Annotated in this window: 10 protein-coding genes; 6 read left to right on the top strand and 4 right to left on the bottom strand. The window is 65.1% G+C overall.

The window, feature by feature from the left end; translation table 11 throughout:
• Positions 1 to 63: 63 nt before the first annotated feature.
• Together DDE20_RS08560 and DDE20_RS08555 are read right to left on the bottom strand one after the other, a co-directional pair.
• Entirely contained in the window at positions 64 to 1956 is a 1893-nt protein-coding gene (locus DDE20_RS08560; protein WP_116558067.1) for a propionyl-CoA synthetase, read from the bottom strand.
• A 753-nt stretch (positions 1957 to 2709) separates the two neighbouring features.
• Entirely contained in the window at positions 2710 to 5001 is a 2292-nt protein-coding gene (locus DDE20_RS08555; RefSeq protein WP_116558354.1) for an NADP-dependent malic enzyme, read from the bottom strand.
• 349 nt (positions 5002 to 5350) lie between these two features.
• Here DDE20_RS08555 and DDE20_RS08550 point away from each other — a divergent pair, with 349 nt between their 5' ends.
• The 6 genes from DDE20_RS08550 to DDE20_RS08525 all read left to right on the top strand — a co-directional run bounded on the left by DDE20_RS08550 (position 5351) and on the right by DDE20_RS08525 (position 11174).
• Positions 5351 to 5743, top strand: a complete 393-nt coding sequence (locus DDE20_RS08550; protein ID WP_116558066.1) for a cytidine deaminase — start codon at positions 5351 to 5353, stop codon at positions 5741 to 5743.
• Positions 5740 to 7047 (top strand): thymidine phosphorylase, encoded by a 1308-nt coding sequence (locus DDE20_RS08545; protein WP_116558065.1) that lies wholly within the window; start codon positions 5740 to 5742, stop codon positions 7045 to 7047. The genes DDE20_RS08550 and DDE20_RS08545 overlap by 4 nt, the downstream gene beginning before the upstream one ends.
• Positions 7044 to 8303, top strand: a complete 1260-nt coding sequence (locus tag DDE20_RS08540) for a phosphopentomutase (protein ID WP_116558064.1) — start codon at positions 7044 to 7046, stop codon at positions 8301 to 8303. Before DDE20_RS08545 ends, DDE20_RS08540 begins: the two co-directional genes overlap by 4 nt.
• A 1-nt stretch (position 8304) precedes the next feature.
• Positions 8305 to 9303 carry an adenosine deaminase gene (locus tag DDE20_RS08535; RefSeq protein WP_116558063.1) on the top strand — a complete coding sequence of 333 codons (999 nt, stop codon included), beginning with the start codon at positions 8305 to 8307 and terminating at the stop codon, positions 9301 to 9303.
• On the top strand, positions 9300 to 9953 hold the full coding sequence (upp, locus tag DDE20_RS08530; protein WP_116558062.1) for a uracil phosphoribosyltransferase: 654 nt from the start codon (positions 9300 to 9302) through the stop codon (positions 9951 to 9953). The genes DDE20_RS08535 and upp overlap by 4 nt, the downstream gene beginning before the upstream one ends.
• Positions 9954 to 10163: 210 nt before the next feature.
• Complete coding sequence (locus tag DDE20_RS08525) at positions 10164 to 11174, top strand: SPOR domain-containing protein (RefSeq protein WP_165814462.1); 1011 nt, start codon at positions 10164 to 10166, stop codon at positions 11172 to 11174.
• A gap of 737 nt (positions 11175 to 11911) precedes the next feature.
• On the opposite strand, the gene DDE20_RS08520 is transcribed toward DDE20_RS08525, so the two are convergent.
• Both DDE20_RS08520 and DDE20_RS08515 read right to left on the bottom strand, forming a co-directional pair.
• Positions 11912 to 12937: a hypothetical protein gene (locus DDE20_RS08520; RefSeq protein WP_116558060.1), complete on the bottom strand. Its 1026-nt coding sequence runs from the start codon at positions 12935 to 12937 to the stop codon at positions 11912 to 11914.
• 81 nt (positions 12938 to 13018) lie between these two features.
• Entirely contained in the window at positions 13019 to 14641 is a 1623-nt protein-coding gene (locus DDE20_RS08515) for an AMP-binding protein (protein ID WP_116558059.1), read from the bottom strand.
• Positions 14642 to 14662 lie beyond the last annotated feature (21 nt).

The following is a 14662-nucleotide window of genomic DNA, read 5'->3' as shown; positions in this document are numbered from 1 at the left end:
CAGTTGCATGTGAGGCGCGGACAATCAACTCCCGCGCCGCTATTTGTGCTGATCGCTCCGCGTTTACTTCTTTGCAAAACCAATATCTTGCAGAGCGATCTCGATCTCGTCCAACACCGTCATATCCTCGATGGTGGCGGGGGCTTTGAACGGCTCGCCATCGGCGATCTTGGCCATGGTGGCGCGCAATATCTTGCCCGAGCGGGTTTTTGGCAGCCGCTCGACCACCACCGCCAGTTTAAACGCCGCCACCGGTCCCAGCTTGCTGCGCATCAAGGCAACGCATTCTTTGATCACCGCCTCGGGTTCGCGTGTGACACCGGCGTTGAGGCACAGGAACCCCAGCGGCAACTGCCCCTTCAGCGGATCAGCCACCCCGACCACCGCGCATTCGCCGACATCGGCGTGGGCGGCAAGGATTTCCTCCATCGCGCCGGTCGACAGCCGATGCCCCGCGACATTGATCACATCATCGGTGCGGGCCATGATATAGACATAGCCGTCCTCGTCGATATAGCCCGCGTCGCCGGTCTCGTAATAGCCGGGATAGGCGCTCAGATAAGACGAGATAAACCGCTCTTCGGCGTTCCACAGGTTCGGCAGCGTCCCCGGCGGCAGCGGCAGCTTGATCCCAATCGCCCCCAACTCCCCCGCCGGCAGTTGATGCCCCGCCTCATCGAGCACCTGCACGTCATAACCGGGCATCGGCACCGAGGGTGAGCCGATCTTCACCGGCAGCTTTTCCAGCCCCTGCGGATTGCCGCAGATCGCCCAGCCGGTCTCGGTCTGCCACCAATGGTCGATCACCGGCACCCCGAGTTTCTCCTGCGCCCAAAGGATCGTATCCGGGTCCGCCCGCTCACCCGCCAGATAGAGGGTGCGCAGCGATGAGGTGTCGTATTTCTTGAGAAACTCCCCCTTCGGATCCTCGCGTTTGATCGCCCGGAATGCGGTCGGCGCGGTGAAGAAACTCACCACTTTGTTTTCTTCGATCACCCGCCAGAAGGTGCCCGCATCCGGCGTGCCAATCGGCTTGCCCTCGAACACCACCGTGGTCGCGCCGTGGATCAGCGGGCCGTAGACGATATAGGAATGGCCAACCACCCAGCCCACATCCGAGGCGCACCAAAACACCTCACCGGGGTCGACGCCGTAGAGGTTTTTCATCGACCAGGCCAGCGCCACCAGATGCCCGCCGGTGGCGCGCACCACGCCCTTGGGGTTGCCGGTGGTGCCCGAGGTATAGAGAATATAGGCCGGATGATCGCCCGAAACCGGCACGCATTCCGCCGGAGTAGCCCCCGACTGGAAAGTCTCCCAGTCATGATCGCGGCCTTGCATCAGATCGGCAACCGCTTGATCTCGTTGGTAAATAACCGTGAACTCGGGCTTATGCGCGGCCATCTCGATCGCGCCGTCGAGGAGTGGCTTATATTCCACCACCCGCCCCGGCTCCAACCCGCAGCTCGCCGCGATCACCGCCTTTGGCGTTGCGTCATCGATCCGCGTGGCCAGTTCCCGCGCCGCAAACCCGCCGAACACCACCGAATGCACTGCGCCCAGCCGCGCGCAGGCCAGCATCGCCTCCAGCGCCTGCGGGATCATCGGCATATAGATGATCACCCGGTCGCCCTTGGTCACCCCCTTGGCCTGCAACGCCCCCGCCAGACGCGCCACCCGCTCGAGCATCTCGGCATAGGTGATGTCCTGCCGCGTGCCGGAGATCGGACTGTCATAGATCACCGCAGTCTGCGCCCCGCGCCCCGCCGCGACATGGCGGTCGAGCGCGTTCCAGCAGGTGTTGACTTGCGCGTCTTTGAACCACTCAAAGATCGGCGCGCGCGCTTTGAACAGCGCCTGTGTCGGCGCCTCCTCCCAGTCAATCGCGGCGGATTGCTCCAGCCAGAACCCGTTCGGGTCGTCGATCGAGCGGCGATAAACCTCGGCATAGCTCATGGTGTTCCTCCTCGTCCTGCGCTCAGTTACGCAAGCCCGAGGGGATTTCGCAACGCTGTTACCGGCTGACAGGCTGCGGGCGGCGGGGAAAATTTGCAAAAACGCGTGGAATGCACGGGGGGAGTTTGCAAACCCGCGCGGGGAGGGGGCGTTTCCGCCCCGATTTCCAACAGTTTGCAAATCCGCGAAAGAAAACCCCACACCACAACGGCATGCCCCAACCTTCTGTCTGGCCCGTGGGAACCCCGGGCCGCGCCCGCCCCTCCCCCCCGGGAGGGCGCACTGGCGATGTCATGCGAAGCACATGCGACATTCATGCTTTGGAGCACGCCGCTTTGTGGCAAGGGCAGGGCGCCCACCCAGGGTCAGGCGCGTCCCTTAGCCCTATAAGCGCTCCATTCCACCCGCCCAGCCCGGAGGCACCCCGGGCCGCGCCCGACCCTCCCCACGGGAGGGCGCCCTGGCGATGTCATGCGAAGCTCATGCGACATTCGTGCTTTGAAGCACGTCGCTCAGTGGCAAGGGCAGGGGCGCCCACCCAGGGTCAGGCGCGTCCCTTATCACTTCGAGCGCTCCATTCCACCGTCCCGCCCGGCGGCACCGCCGGGCCGCGCCCGACCCTCCCCATGGGAGGGCGCACTGGCGATGTCCTTCGCCGCCCGACCGACACGGATGCTTGTGACCGCAGAGCATCGCGGCAACGTCAGACGCGCCCACCCAGTGTCGGGCGCGTCCCTCAACGCCCCTCACCCCTCAGCTATAATGCGACACCGGCGTGCCCGCGATCGCCGCCACATTCAGCAGCCCCCGCGTGGTGATCGATGGCGTCACGATATGCGCCTTATTCCCCAGCCCCATCAGGATCGGCCCGACCTCCAGCGCCCCGGCATGGGTCTTCATGATATTGCGCGCGGCACTCGCGGCATCGGAATTGGCGAAGATCAGGATATTCGCCGGCCCGTTCATCCGCCCATGCGGGAACACCCGTTCACGCAGCACCGGATCCATCGCCGCATCCACCGACATTTCGCCCTCATATTCGAAATCCAGCGCCATCGAATCGAGGATCTCCAATGCCCCGCGCATCCGCCGCCCCGAGGAGGTGTTCAACGTGCCGAACTGCGAATGCGAACACAGTGCCACCTTTGGCGAGATCCCGAACCGCCGCGCGTGCCGCGCCGCGCCAAGCGCCGCCTCGGCGATCTGCTCGGGCGTCGGCTCGGGGTTGATCTGGGTGTCGGCAATGAACAAAGCGCCGCCGTCATGGATCAACAGGCTGAGCGCGCCGCCCGCCTTCAGCCCGTCACGGCCCAGCACCTGCTGCACATAATTGAGATGCCACAGATACTGCCCGAAGGTGCCGCAAACCATACTGTCAGCCTCGCCACGGTGCACCATGATCGCGGCAATCGCCGTGGTGTTGGTGCGCAGCGTCGCCTTCGCCACATCCGGCGTCACCCCGCGCCGCTCCATCAGCCGGTGATAGGTCTCCCAGTATTCGCGATACCGGTCGTCCTTCTCGGGGTTCACCACCTGAAAATGCGTGCCCGGACGGATCGGCAATCCGTAACGCTCGCAACGCCGCGCGATCACATCGGGACGCCCGATCAGTATCGGCACCTCGGTGGTTTCTTCCATCACCGCCAGCGCCGCGCGCAGCACCCGCTCGTCCTCGCCCTCGGCAAAGACAATCCGCCGCGAGGCTGCTTTGGCCGCGGAAAACACCGGCCGCATCAGCATCGCCGAGCGGAACACCGAGCTGTCGAGCCGCTGCTTATAGGCCTCCACATCCTCCAGGGGACGCGTCGCCACACCGGTTTCCATCGCTGCATTGGCCACCGCCGTGGCAACCACCCCCATCAAGCGCGGGTCAAAGGGTTTCGGGATCAGATATTCGCGGCCAAAGCTGAGCCGCTCGCCCTGATAGGCCGCCGCGGTCTCCGCCGAGGTCGTGGCCCGCGCCAGCTGCGCGATCCCCTCGACACAGGCAATCTGCATCGCGTCATTGATCTCGGTCGCGCCGACATCCAGCGCCCCGCGAAAGATGAACGGAAAACACAGCACATTGTTGACTTGGTTCGGATAATCCGAGCGTCCGGTGGCCACAATCGCGCCGGGAGCAATATCGGCCACCAGATCGGGCATGATCTCGGGCGTCGGATTGGCCAGCGCGAAAATGATCGGGTCTTCGGCCATTTTGCGCACATGATCCTGCGTTAACACGCCGGGCCCCGACAGCCCCAGAAACAGATCCGCGCCCTCGATCACCTGATCCAAAGTGCGCAACTCGCTGTCTTGCGCAAAGGCCGCTTTCTCGGGGTTCATATCGACCTCGCGGCCCTCATGCACAAGCCCGTGAATATCGCACAGCCAGACATTCTCACGCTTCACGCCGAGTTTCAGCAGCATATTCAGACAGGCAATCCCCGCCGCGCCACCACCGGTCGAAACAATCTTGATATCGGCAAATTTGCGCCCGGTCAGATGCAGCGCGTTATAGGCCGCGGCGCCGACGACAATCGCGGTGCCATGCTGGTCGTCATGGAACACCGGAATGCCCATCCGCTCACGGCAAATCCGCTCGACGATGAAGCAATCCGGCGCTTTGATATCCTCAAGGTTGATCGCGCCAAAGGTCGGCTCCAGCGCGCAGACAATCTCGGCCAGTTTGACCGGATCGGTCTCATCCAATTCGATATCGAAACAGTCGATATTGGCGAATTTCTTGAACAGGACCGCCTTACCCTCCATCACCGGTTTCGAGGCCAGCGCGCCGATATTGCCCAGCCCCAGCACCGCCGTGCCATTGGTCACCACGCCGACCAGATTGCCGCGGGTGGTATAGCGGGCGGCATTCGAGGGTTCGCTCTGGATTTCCAGACAGGCTTCGGCGACGCCGGGCGAATAGGCGCGGCTCAGGTCGCGGCCATTGGCCATCGGTTTGGTCGCCCTGATCTCGAGCTTTCCGGGCGTCGGAAACTCATGATAATGCAATGCTGCCTGCCGTGCCGCCTCTTTCACGTCGTCGTTCCGCCGGTCATTCATCTCGCCCTCCAGTTTTAGTTTACCTTTAAACCATTTGACCCAGAGCGCTAGCCCCGCCATCCTGCAAGAGTTTCCGGCGCGGCTTGAAAATCCGTCTTTTCGCCGCGCTCGGGCGTCCCCTGACACCCGCCCCCGGACACCAGCCCACGGACACCCGCCGCAACGCCGCCGCAGTCGCGCGCCCCCAAGCCGGTAAACCTGCGCAAATCCTGCGCCAATGGCAAGCCGCGCGCGATCACGCGGTCAAACCGCCCCGCAGCGCCGCAAGGTCAGCCGTTAGCGCCCCCTTGCATCAATCCCCGCGCTGGGCAAAGCTGAACCCGATGGTCAAATTTGCAGGGTTCCACCGATGACACTATTAGACTCCGCCCGCGCGGTCTGGGCGCGCGCCTATGTGCCCTACTCAAGGTTTCGCGTCGGCGCCGCCATTCGCTCGGTCGAGGGCAATATCCACGCCGGTTGCAACGTCGAAAACGTCGCCTACCCTGAGGGCACCTGCGCCGAGGCCGGTGCCATCGCGGTGATGATCGCCGCCGGTGACACCCGCATTGCCGAGATCACCGTGATCGCCGACAGCCCCGAGCCGGTGCCCCCCTGCGGTGGCTGCCGCCAGAAACTGCGCGAATTTGCCGATGGTGACGTGCAGGTGACGATGGCGACAATCGACGGCAAATCCCTGACCATGAGCGTCGCGCAACTGCTGCCTGGCGCCTTCACCGCCAGCCATATGGACAGGGCATGACTGACGCCCGTGCGGTCATTGAAAGCCTGCGCGACGGCTGCGCCACGCCCGAGGGTGTCGCGTGGTTCGCCGCCGGTCTGGCCAGCGGGCAGGTCAGTGATGCGCAGGCCGGTGCTTTCGCCATGGCCGCCCTGTTGCGCGGGCTCTCCGAGGAGACCCGCGTCGCCCTGACCCTCGCGATGCGCGACTCCGGTAATGTGCTGGCATGGGACTTGCCCGGCCCGGTGATCGACAAACACTCCACCGGCGGCGTCGGCGATTCGATTTCGCTGCTACTCGCGCCGGTCTTGGCCGAATGCGGCGGCTATGTGCCGATGGTCTCGGGCCGTGGCCTCGGCCATACCGGCGGCACATTGGACAAACTGGAATCGATCCCCGGTTTCCTCACCGACACCTCCGAGGACCGGTTGCGCGCGCTGATGTCTGAGGTCGGCTGCGCCATCGTCAGCGCCAGCGCCCGCATCGCCCCCGCCGACAAGCGGCTCTATGCGGTGCGCGATGTCACCGGCACGGTCAGCAGTGTCGACCTGATCACCGCTTCGATCCTGTCGAAAAAACTCGCCGCCGGTCTCGATGCTTTGGTGCTTGATGTCAAAACCGGCTCCGGCGCCTTCCTGCCCTCGGCGGAACAGGCGCAGGCGCTGGCCAAATCGCTGGTCGAGACCGCCAATGGGGCAGGGTGCAAAACCTCCGCTTTGATCACCGATATGGACCGCCCGCTGGCCCTTTGCGCCGGTAACGCGCTCGAAGTGGCCGAGGTCATGGACACGCTCACCGGCACAGCCCCCACCGCCCGCTTGATCGACCTCACCGCTGCGCTCTGCGGCGAGGTGCTGGCGCTCTCGGGCCTCGCCGATAACGCCGAAGCGGGCGCAACAAAGGCCCGCGAGACCCTCACCTCCGGCGCCGCCGCCGCACGGTTCGAGCGGATGGTCGCCGCCCAAGGTGGCCCCAAAGACTTCAGCCGCAGCTACGCGCAGCACCTGCCGACAGCGCCGGTGATCCGCGACGTGCCCGCCCCGCATTCCGGCATCCTGACCCGCTATGACACCCGCGCTTTGGGCGAAGCAGTGGTGCATCTCGGCGGCGGGCGGCTTAAGGGCGGCGATATCATCGACCCGCGGGTGGGCTTTTCCCATATCGCCGCGCCGGGCACCGAGCTTGGCCCCGACACCCCCATCGCCCGCGTCCATGCCGCCGATGAGGCCAGCGCCGACACCGCGATTGCCGCGCTGCAAGCCGCCTGCCAGATCGGCCCCGCGCCCAGCCCGCTCCCCCTCGTGCAACACAGGATCGGCCCATGACCGCACCAAAGTCCCGCGCCTTTCTCACCGTTCTCGACTCCGTCGGCATCGGCGGCGCCCCCGATGCCGAGGCGTTTTTCAACAACGGCGTGCCCGATACCGGCGCGAACACCCTCGGCCATATCGCCCAAGCCTGCGCCGAGGGTCGCGCCGAGGAAGGCCGCAGCGGCCCCCTGCGCATCCCGACGCTGGAAGCCCTCGGCATTGGCCGCGCCCTGACACTGGCCTCGGGCTTCCACGCCCCCGGCCTCACCGCCACCCCCACCGGCCAATGGGCCGCCGCCACCGAGGTTTCCAACGGCAAGGACACGCCCTCGGGCCATTGGGAACTCGCCGGTGTGCCGGTGCCTTGGGACTGGACCTATTTCCCCAAAACCACCCCCGCCTTTGACGACCATCTCACCGCCAAGGTCTGCGCCTTGGCCGGCACCGACGGCATCCTCGGCAATTGCCACGCCGCCGGTATCGCGATCATGCAGGCGCTGGGCGACGAACATCTGCGCAGCGGCTATCCGATCTGCTACACCTCCGCCGACAGCGTGTTCCAGATCGCCGCGCATGAAGAAGCCTTCGGCCTCGAGCGCCTGATCAAACTCTGCGAAGACCTCGCGCCCTATCTGCATGCGCGCCGCGTCGGGCGGGTGATCGCGCGGCCCTTCACCGGCACCGCGGGCGCATTCAAACGCACCGGCAACCGCCGCGATTTCGCCATCGCCCCGCCCAGCCCCGCCTTGATGGATTGGGCGCAAACCGACGGCCATATCGTCCATGCTGTGGGTAAAATCGGCGATATCTTCTCGCACCGTGGCATCGACCATCTGCACAAGGGCAAAAGCGACGCCGATCTGGTGCAACACCTCCTGCGCCTTGCGGATGAGGCCGAAGACGGCTCATTAACCTTCTGCAACCTCGTCGAATTCGACAGCCTCTATGGCCACCCCCGCGACGTCTCCGGCTATGCTCGCGCGCTGGAGGTCTTCGACGCCCAAGCCGCCGACCTCCTCGCCCGCCTGCGCCCCGGTGATCTGGCGATCTTCACCGCCGATCACGGCAATGACCCCACGTGGACCGGCACCGACCACACCCGCGAGCGCGTGCCCGTGCTTGTGCACCAGCCGCAAACGCTTGTAGGGGAGGGCAACCTCGGACAGATCGGCTTTACCGATGTCGCTGCCACCGTCGCCGCGCATCTCGGCCTCAGCCAGCGCGGGCCGGGTCGTGACATCCTCAGCCGAACATCCCCCAACGGAGAGTGACATGAGCGAACGCATCGACCCCGCCCTGCCCAAAGCCGAATTGCACCTGCATCTCGAAGGCGCCGCGCCCCCCGCCTTTATTCGTGGATTGGCGAAAGAGAAAAGCATCGACATCGCCGGTATCTTTGACGAGCACGGCGGCTATGCCTACCGCGATTTCTGGCATTTTCTCGAGGTCTATGAGGCCGCCTGCACCACGCTGCAAACCCCTGAGGACTTCCGCCGCCTGACCCTTGCCGTGCTCGAAGACCGCGCCGCCGATGGTGTGGTCTACGCGGAAACCTTTGTCTCGCCCGATTTCTGCGGCGGCGGCGATCTGGTGGCGTGGCGCGAATATCTGCAGGCGATCACCGAGGCCGCCGATGAGGCCGAGCGCACCATGGGCATCACCCTCAAGGGTATCGTCACCCCGATCCGCCATTTCGGCCCCGAGAAATCCCGCCCGATTGCGCAGTGTGCCGCCGAGACCAAGGGCCACTTCATCACCGGTTTCGGCATCGCCGGTGACGAGAAAGCCTTTCACCCCAAAGACTTCACTTGGGCCTTTGACTGCGCCCGCGAGGCCGGTCTGCGGCTGACCGCCCACGCTGGCGAATGGGGCGGCGCGCAATCGGTGCGCGATGCGCTTGATCACCTGAAGGTCGAGCGCATCGGCCACGGCGTGCAATCCATCGACGATCTGGCGCTGGTTGATCGGCTCGCCGAAGACGGCATCACGCTTGAGGTCTGCCCGGGCTCGAATGTGGTGCTCGGCGTTTACCCCGATTTCGCCAGCCACCCGATAGCCCGCCTGCGTGAACGCGAGGTGAAAGTGACCATCTCGACCGATGATCCGCCGTTTTTCCACACCACGCTGGTCAAGGAATATGAAGAACTGGCGCGGGTCTTTGGCTGGACAGAAGAGGATTTTCGCGCCATGAACGCCGACGCGATGCGCGCCGCCTTCTGCGACGCCGCGACCAGAGACCGCATACTCAAAATCATCGAGGGAAGCGCATGACCGAACACACCGCCGAGACCGTCCCGCATTTGACTGTCGTCGACCACCCGCTGGTCGCGCATAAACTCAGCATGATGCGCCGGACCGAGACCTCGACGGCGGTGTTCCGCCAGTTGCTGCGCGAGATTTCGCAGCTTCTGGCCTATGAGGTGACCCGCGATCTGCCGATGACCACCGAGCGGATCCAGACCCCGATCTGCGAATGGGACGCGCCGGTGCTCGAGGGGCGCAAACTGGCGCTGGTCTCGATCCTGCGCGCCGGTAACGGGCTCTTGGACGGTATTCTTGAGCTGATCCCCGGCGCCCGCGTCGGTTTCGTCGGCCTCTACCGCGATCCGGTGACCCTCAAACCGGTGCAATACTACTGCAAACTCCCCTCCGAAATGGGCGAGCGGGTGACCATTGCCGTCGATCCGATGCTGGCGACCGGCAATTCCTCGGCGGCGGCGGTGGATCTGTTGAAAGAGGCGGGCGCCAAGAATATCATCTTCCTGTGCCTCTTGGCGGCGCCCGAAGGCGTCGCGCGGATGAAAGAGGCGCACCCCGATGTGCGCGTGGTCACCGCCTCGCTGGATGAGCGTTTGGACGAAAAAGGCTATATCGTGCCGGGGCTGGGCGACGCCGGTGACCGCATGTTTGGCACAAAGTGATGTAAAGATAAGACTTTACTCCGAAGGCATGTCATTGCATCCTTGGTAAATCCACCAGGGGGAATTCTTATGATTGCCAAGCTATTTTCGACAGCTGCCGTCGTCACGGCCTTGTCGGCTGTAGCTGCGCAGGCGCAAGTTGGTCGCACCCCGGCCGAGATGCCGCCCGCCAGCTATAGCCAAACTCAATATGTAGACAGCAACGGATGTGTGTTTATCCGCGCTGGCTTCAACGGCCATACCACATGGGTGCCGCGCTACGGCGATGATCGCCGGCCAATGTGCGGCGCGCAGCCCTCGGTGGCGGTTGGCGCTGCAGCGGTGGCACAGGTTGCTCCGGCACCAGCTCCGGTTATGGCTCCCGCGCCGGTCACCGTGCGCGCCGAGCCGGTGGTGACCGCTGCGACCACGCCGCGCCGCGCCACTGTTGTGGCCGCGCCGGTGGCCACGGCCACGGTGCGCACCCGCATCTCCGAGCCTTACTCCGTCGCGCCCGAAGGCCCGCCCGCCCGCACCCGCGTGGCGCAGGCCCGCACCTCGGCACCGACGCTGCACCGCGTGCAGGCCGGTGGGCTCGACACCCGCTGGAGCTTCTATGACCGCACCGGCCCGTCGCCCTGCACCAATTACAGCCCGCACAGCCAGATGTATGCCGTGCCCTCGCCCGCGCGCCCCGATCTGCCGTTGCGCTGCGTCCCGCAGGCCACGCATCCCGCCGATGCTCTGCGTGAGCAATCGCCGCGCGGTGGCGTCTGGGAACCTTGGAATGGCGTGAACCCCTATCCGGGGCCGAATAACAACGTCTATATGCTGCCGCCGCCCTATGCACCGCGCTGGCCCGAGCCCTATCTGCACGGCGCCTCTGGCCATTTCGCGCCTGCGCCTGCCGCACCTGCGGTTGCCGCGCCGCGCGCCACGGTCTCGACCATGGGCACCATGGCCGGGGTCACCGCGCATCAGCCCGAGCGCTCGAATTTCAGCGGTGGCCGGATGAGTGACGGGCAATATGTGCAGATCGGCACCTTCCGTGGTCGCAACAATATGCAGGCCGCGATCCGTGCCCTGCGCGCCCAGGGCCTGCCTGCTGCCACCGGCCGGATCACCAATGGTGGCCGCCCGATGCAAGCGGTCCTCGCCGGTCCCTTCACCAGCCACGCCGACCTGCAAGCCGCCCTGCAACGCGCCCGCGCGATGGGCTACTCGGATGCCTTCATCCGCTGATCGCCGGATATGAGATTGCGAAACCCCTGCCCACCGGCGGGGGTTTTTGCGTTTCAGTAGGCGAGGCTGCGCACGTTGGTCTTCACCGCGCGGAATCAAGGCAAAGCCGCCGCGCATCGTCCCGTCGACGCGGCAGGTGATTATTCATAGAATAATCACCGAGAGCGGGGTCCGCCCCCCGGGCTGGCGATCTGGCTGCTGTTGGCGCACCGCTTTAATGTATTTCGGATTTTGCCACCATAAACCGCGCCGCTCCACGGTCGCCCCGCCACCCCGCGGACTGCCGATGCGCGGCTCGTGTCCGTCCTCGTCTATACGGCGCAACCATCACCGCCTCGCGTTCAGCTATCCCGTAGTTCGCGCCTCCCGCATGGAACCAACGCATAGCCACCTTGCATTGTCCCATCGACGCGCCATGGCACACCAAGGCCTCCTCTGCACGGAATCAAGGCGAAGCCGCCGTGCATCGTCCCGTCGACGCGGCAGGTGATTATTCATCGAATAATCACCGAGAGCGGGGACCGCCCGCAAGGGCTGGCGAATTGGCTGCCCAAGGCACGTCGCTTGCAGGTCGTCCGGGTTGGCCAGCATAAAGCGCATCGTTCCACAGTAGGATCGCCATCCCGCGGTCTGGCGACACACGGCGAGCCAATCTGGCGCCCTCAGTTCGTTATGAAAGCCATTATCGGCGTTCCGCTGGTCCGCTGGCTGGCGCTTCACGTCTCGCGCCCAGCCCCCTAATCCGCGCAGATCTGCTGCAACGTCAGCCATTCCCCGTCGCTCAGCAACCGCGGCGCCCGTGTCGCGCGGCTGCCGATCCGGTCGGCCAGCGCCTGCGCCAGCCCCGCCTGCGCTTCGGGCAGCGACAGCGCATAGGCGGTTGGCGCCTGTCCCAAAGCATCCAGCCGCAGCCCCAAAGCCTCAGCCTGCGGGAACACCACCGGCTGCGCGAAGAGCTGCGCGGCATAGCCCGCCAGCGACCCCTCGGGCAGCGCGCCGGTGGTCATCAACCCCAGCGTCGCCCGCAGCCCCGCGTAATGCAGCGCCTCGCTCAGCGGATCATGCGCCTGCAGCGCCAGCGCCTCGCCCAGCATCCAGCCTGCCAGCGCCTCGGCACTGTCCAAGCGCTCAAGCAAATCCGCGCCCAGCACCATGATCTGCCCGGGCAAATGCGCCACCTCCAGCCCCGGCACCCCACCGACCACCGAGACCTGCCAACCCGCGCCCAACACGCGGTTGCGCAGCGTCGCCAGAACCTGCCGCCCCTCGGGATCGGCGCAGATCCGCTCGCCGCTGGCGCCCAGAAACAGACTGTCCAAGGCCGTCCGCCCGATCTGCGCGCGCATCGCTGGCGGCACGATCTGCGTCGTGCGGCTGACCACCACGCCGGGCAGCCAATAGGCACCAATCGCGAATAACAATACCGTCGCCGCCACCAATGCCATGCGCAACCAGCGCAGCGGCTGGCGCGGGGCCAGCGCGGCGCGGATCGTCTCCAGCGCCTCGATCAGCGTCGCGTCATCCAATTCCAGGGTCTCGCCGTCATGATCCTCGGCAGGGGCGAAAATCGCCGGATTATTGCCCCGGTTCATCCGCTGCACCGCGGGCAGGGACCAATGGCTGAGCACGATTTCCGAGCGCGCATCCGCGATCACCAGACTGGCATTGCCCAAAGACACCACCACATCGCGGCGCTGCTCCTCGGGCGCAGCCCGCCAGATACCCGAGCCCTCGAGCCGCGTGTATTTATCCAGTGCTGTCATGCCTCAACACCCGCTCGCGATCTCACCTGTGCGAAAGCGCCATGCTATTGCAAGCCAGCCGCCGCTGCTAGGGGCTGGCGATCACAAGGTCTTGGCTTGCTCGCGCAATTCGAACTTCTGAATCTTCCCTGTCGAGGTTTTTGGCAAGTCCTGAAACACCACAAATTTCGGGGTTTTGAACCCGGCAATGCGGCTGCGGCAAAAGGCGATCAAATCCGCCGCGCTGGCCTCTTGCCCCTCTTTCAGCTCGACAAAGGCGCAGGGCACTTCGCCCCATTTTTCGTCAGGTTTCGCCACCACCGCCGCCAAAGCCACCGCCGGATGATGCATCAGGGCGCCCTCGACCTCGACCGAACTGACATTCTCGCCGCCTGAGATGATGATATCCTTCGCCCGATCCGCCAGTTTGATATAGCCGTCCTCATGCATGAAGGCGATGTCGCCCGAGTGGAAATACCCGCCCTTGAACGCCTCCGCCGTGGCCTCGGGGTTGCGGAAATAGCCCTTCATCACGCCATTGCCACGGTGCATGATCTCGCCCAAAGCCAACGTGTCGCGCGCGACTTCCCGCAGCGCCTCATCGGTGACGGTGATCCGGTCCATGAACGGCATCAACACGCCGGTGCGCGCCTTGACGCTGGCGCGGTCGTCGCCTTCCAGCGCCTCGAACCCCTCATGCCAGGTGCATTCGGTCACCGGCCCGTAAGTCTCGGTCAACCCGTAAACCTGCGTGACATTGAACCCCAAAGGCTCGATCGCCGCCAGCACCGCAGCGGGTGGCGGCGCACCGGCGGTGAACACCTCGACGGTATGGTCAAACGGCAACCGCTCGTCGTCTTTCGCGGCAATGATCGTCTGCAATACAATCGGCGCGCCGCCGAAATGCGTCACCTGCTCCTCGGCAATCGCCTTATAGACCCCGCGCGCGGTGATCTCGCGCAGGCAGATGATCGCGCCCCCCAGCGCCGGGATCATCCATGGATGGCACCAGGCGTTGCAATGGAACATCGGCACAATCGTCAGATAGCGCGGAAACAGCACCATCCGCCACGAGATCGGCTGCCCCATGGTCGAGAGATACGCGCCGCGGTGATGATAGACCACACCCTTGGGCCGCCCCGTCGTCCCCGAGGTGTAATTCAGCGCCAGCGATTCCCATTCATCCTGCGGCATGATCCAGTCAAACGCCGGATCACCCTGCGCCACCACATCCTCATAAAGCGGATGCCGCCCGCTCGCCGCGACACCGGCCTGCGCATCGGGCACTTCGATCAATTCCGGCCCGCCGCCGATCTGCGCGCAAGCGGCCTCGGCCAGATCAATCAGACTGGCATCGACCAAAGCCACCCGCGCGCCGCTATGCGCGAAAATATAGGCCACCGTATCCAGATCCAGCCGCGTATTGATCGCATTGAGCACCGCCCCGCAGGCCGGCACGGCGAAATGCGCCTCGGCATGGCTGGGCACATTCGGCAACAGCGTCGAGACCACATCCCCGGGCCGCACCCCGCGACCCGCCAGCGCCGAGGCCAGCCGCGTCACCCGCTCCATATACTGCGCGTAACTCCAGCGCTGATTGCCGTAAACCAGCGCCTCGCGACTGGCGAAGATATCGGCAGCGCGGCGCAGATGTGACAGCGGCGTCAGCGGCACGTAATTCGCTGCGGTTTTGTCCAGACCGGACTCGTCGGCCAACCAACCCATGTGATCCTCGCTCTTGTAAAT

Origin of the sequence: Pararhodobacter oceanensis, from assembly GCF_003076755.1 — a bacterium.
Classification (GTDB): Bacteria; Pseudomonadota; Alphaproteobacteria; order Rhodobacterales; family Rhodobacteraceae; genus Pararhodobacter; species Pararhodobacter oceanensis.
The sequence above is the reverse complement of the archived record's forward strand: the minus strand, read 5'-3'. Positions and strand labels throughout refer to the sequence as shown.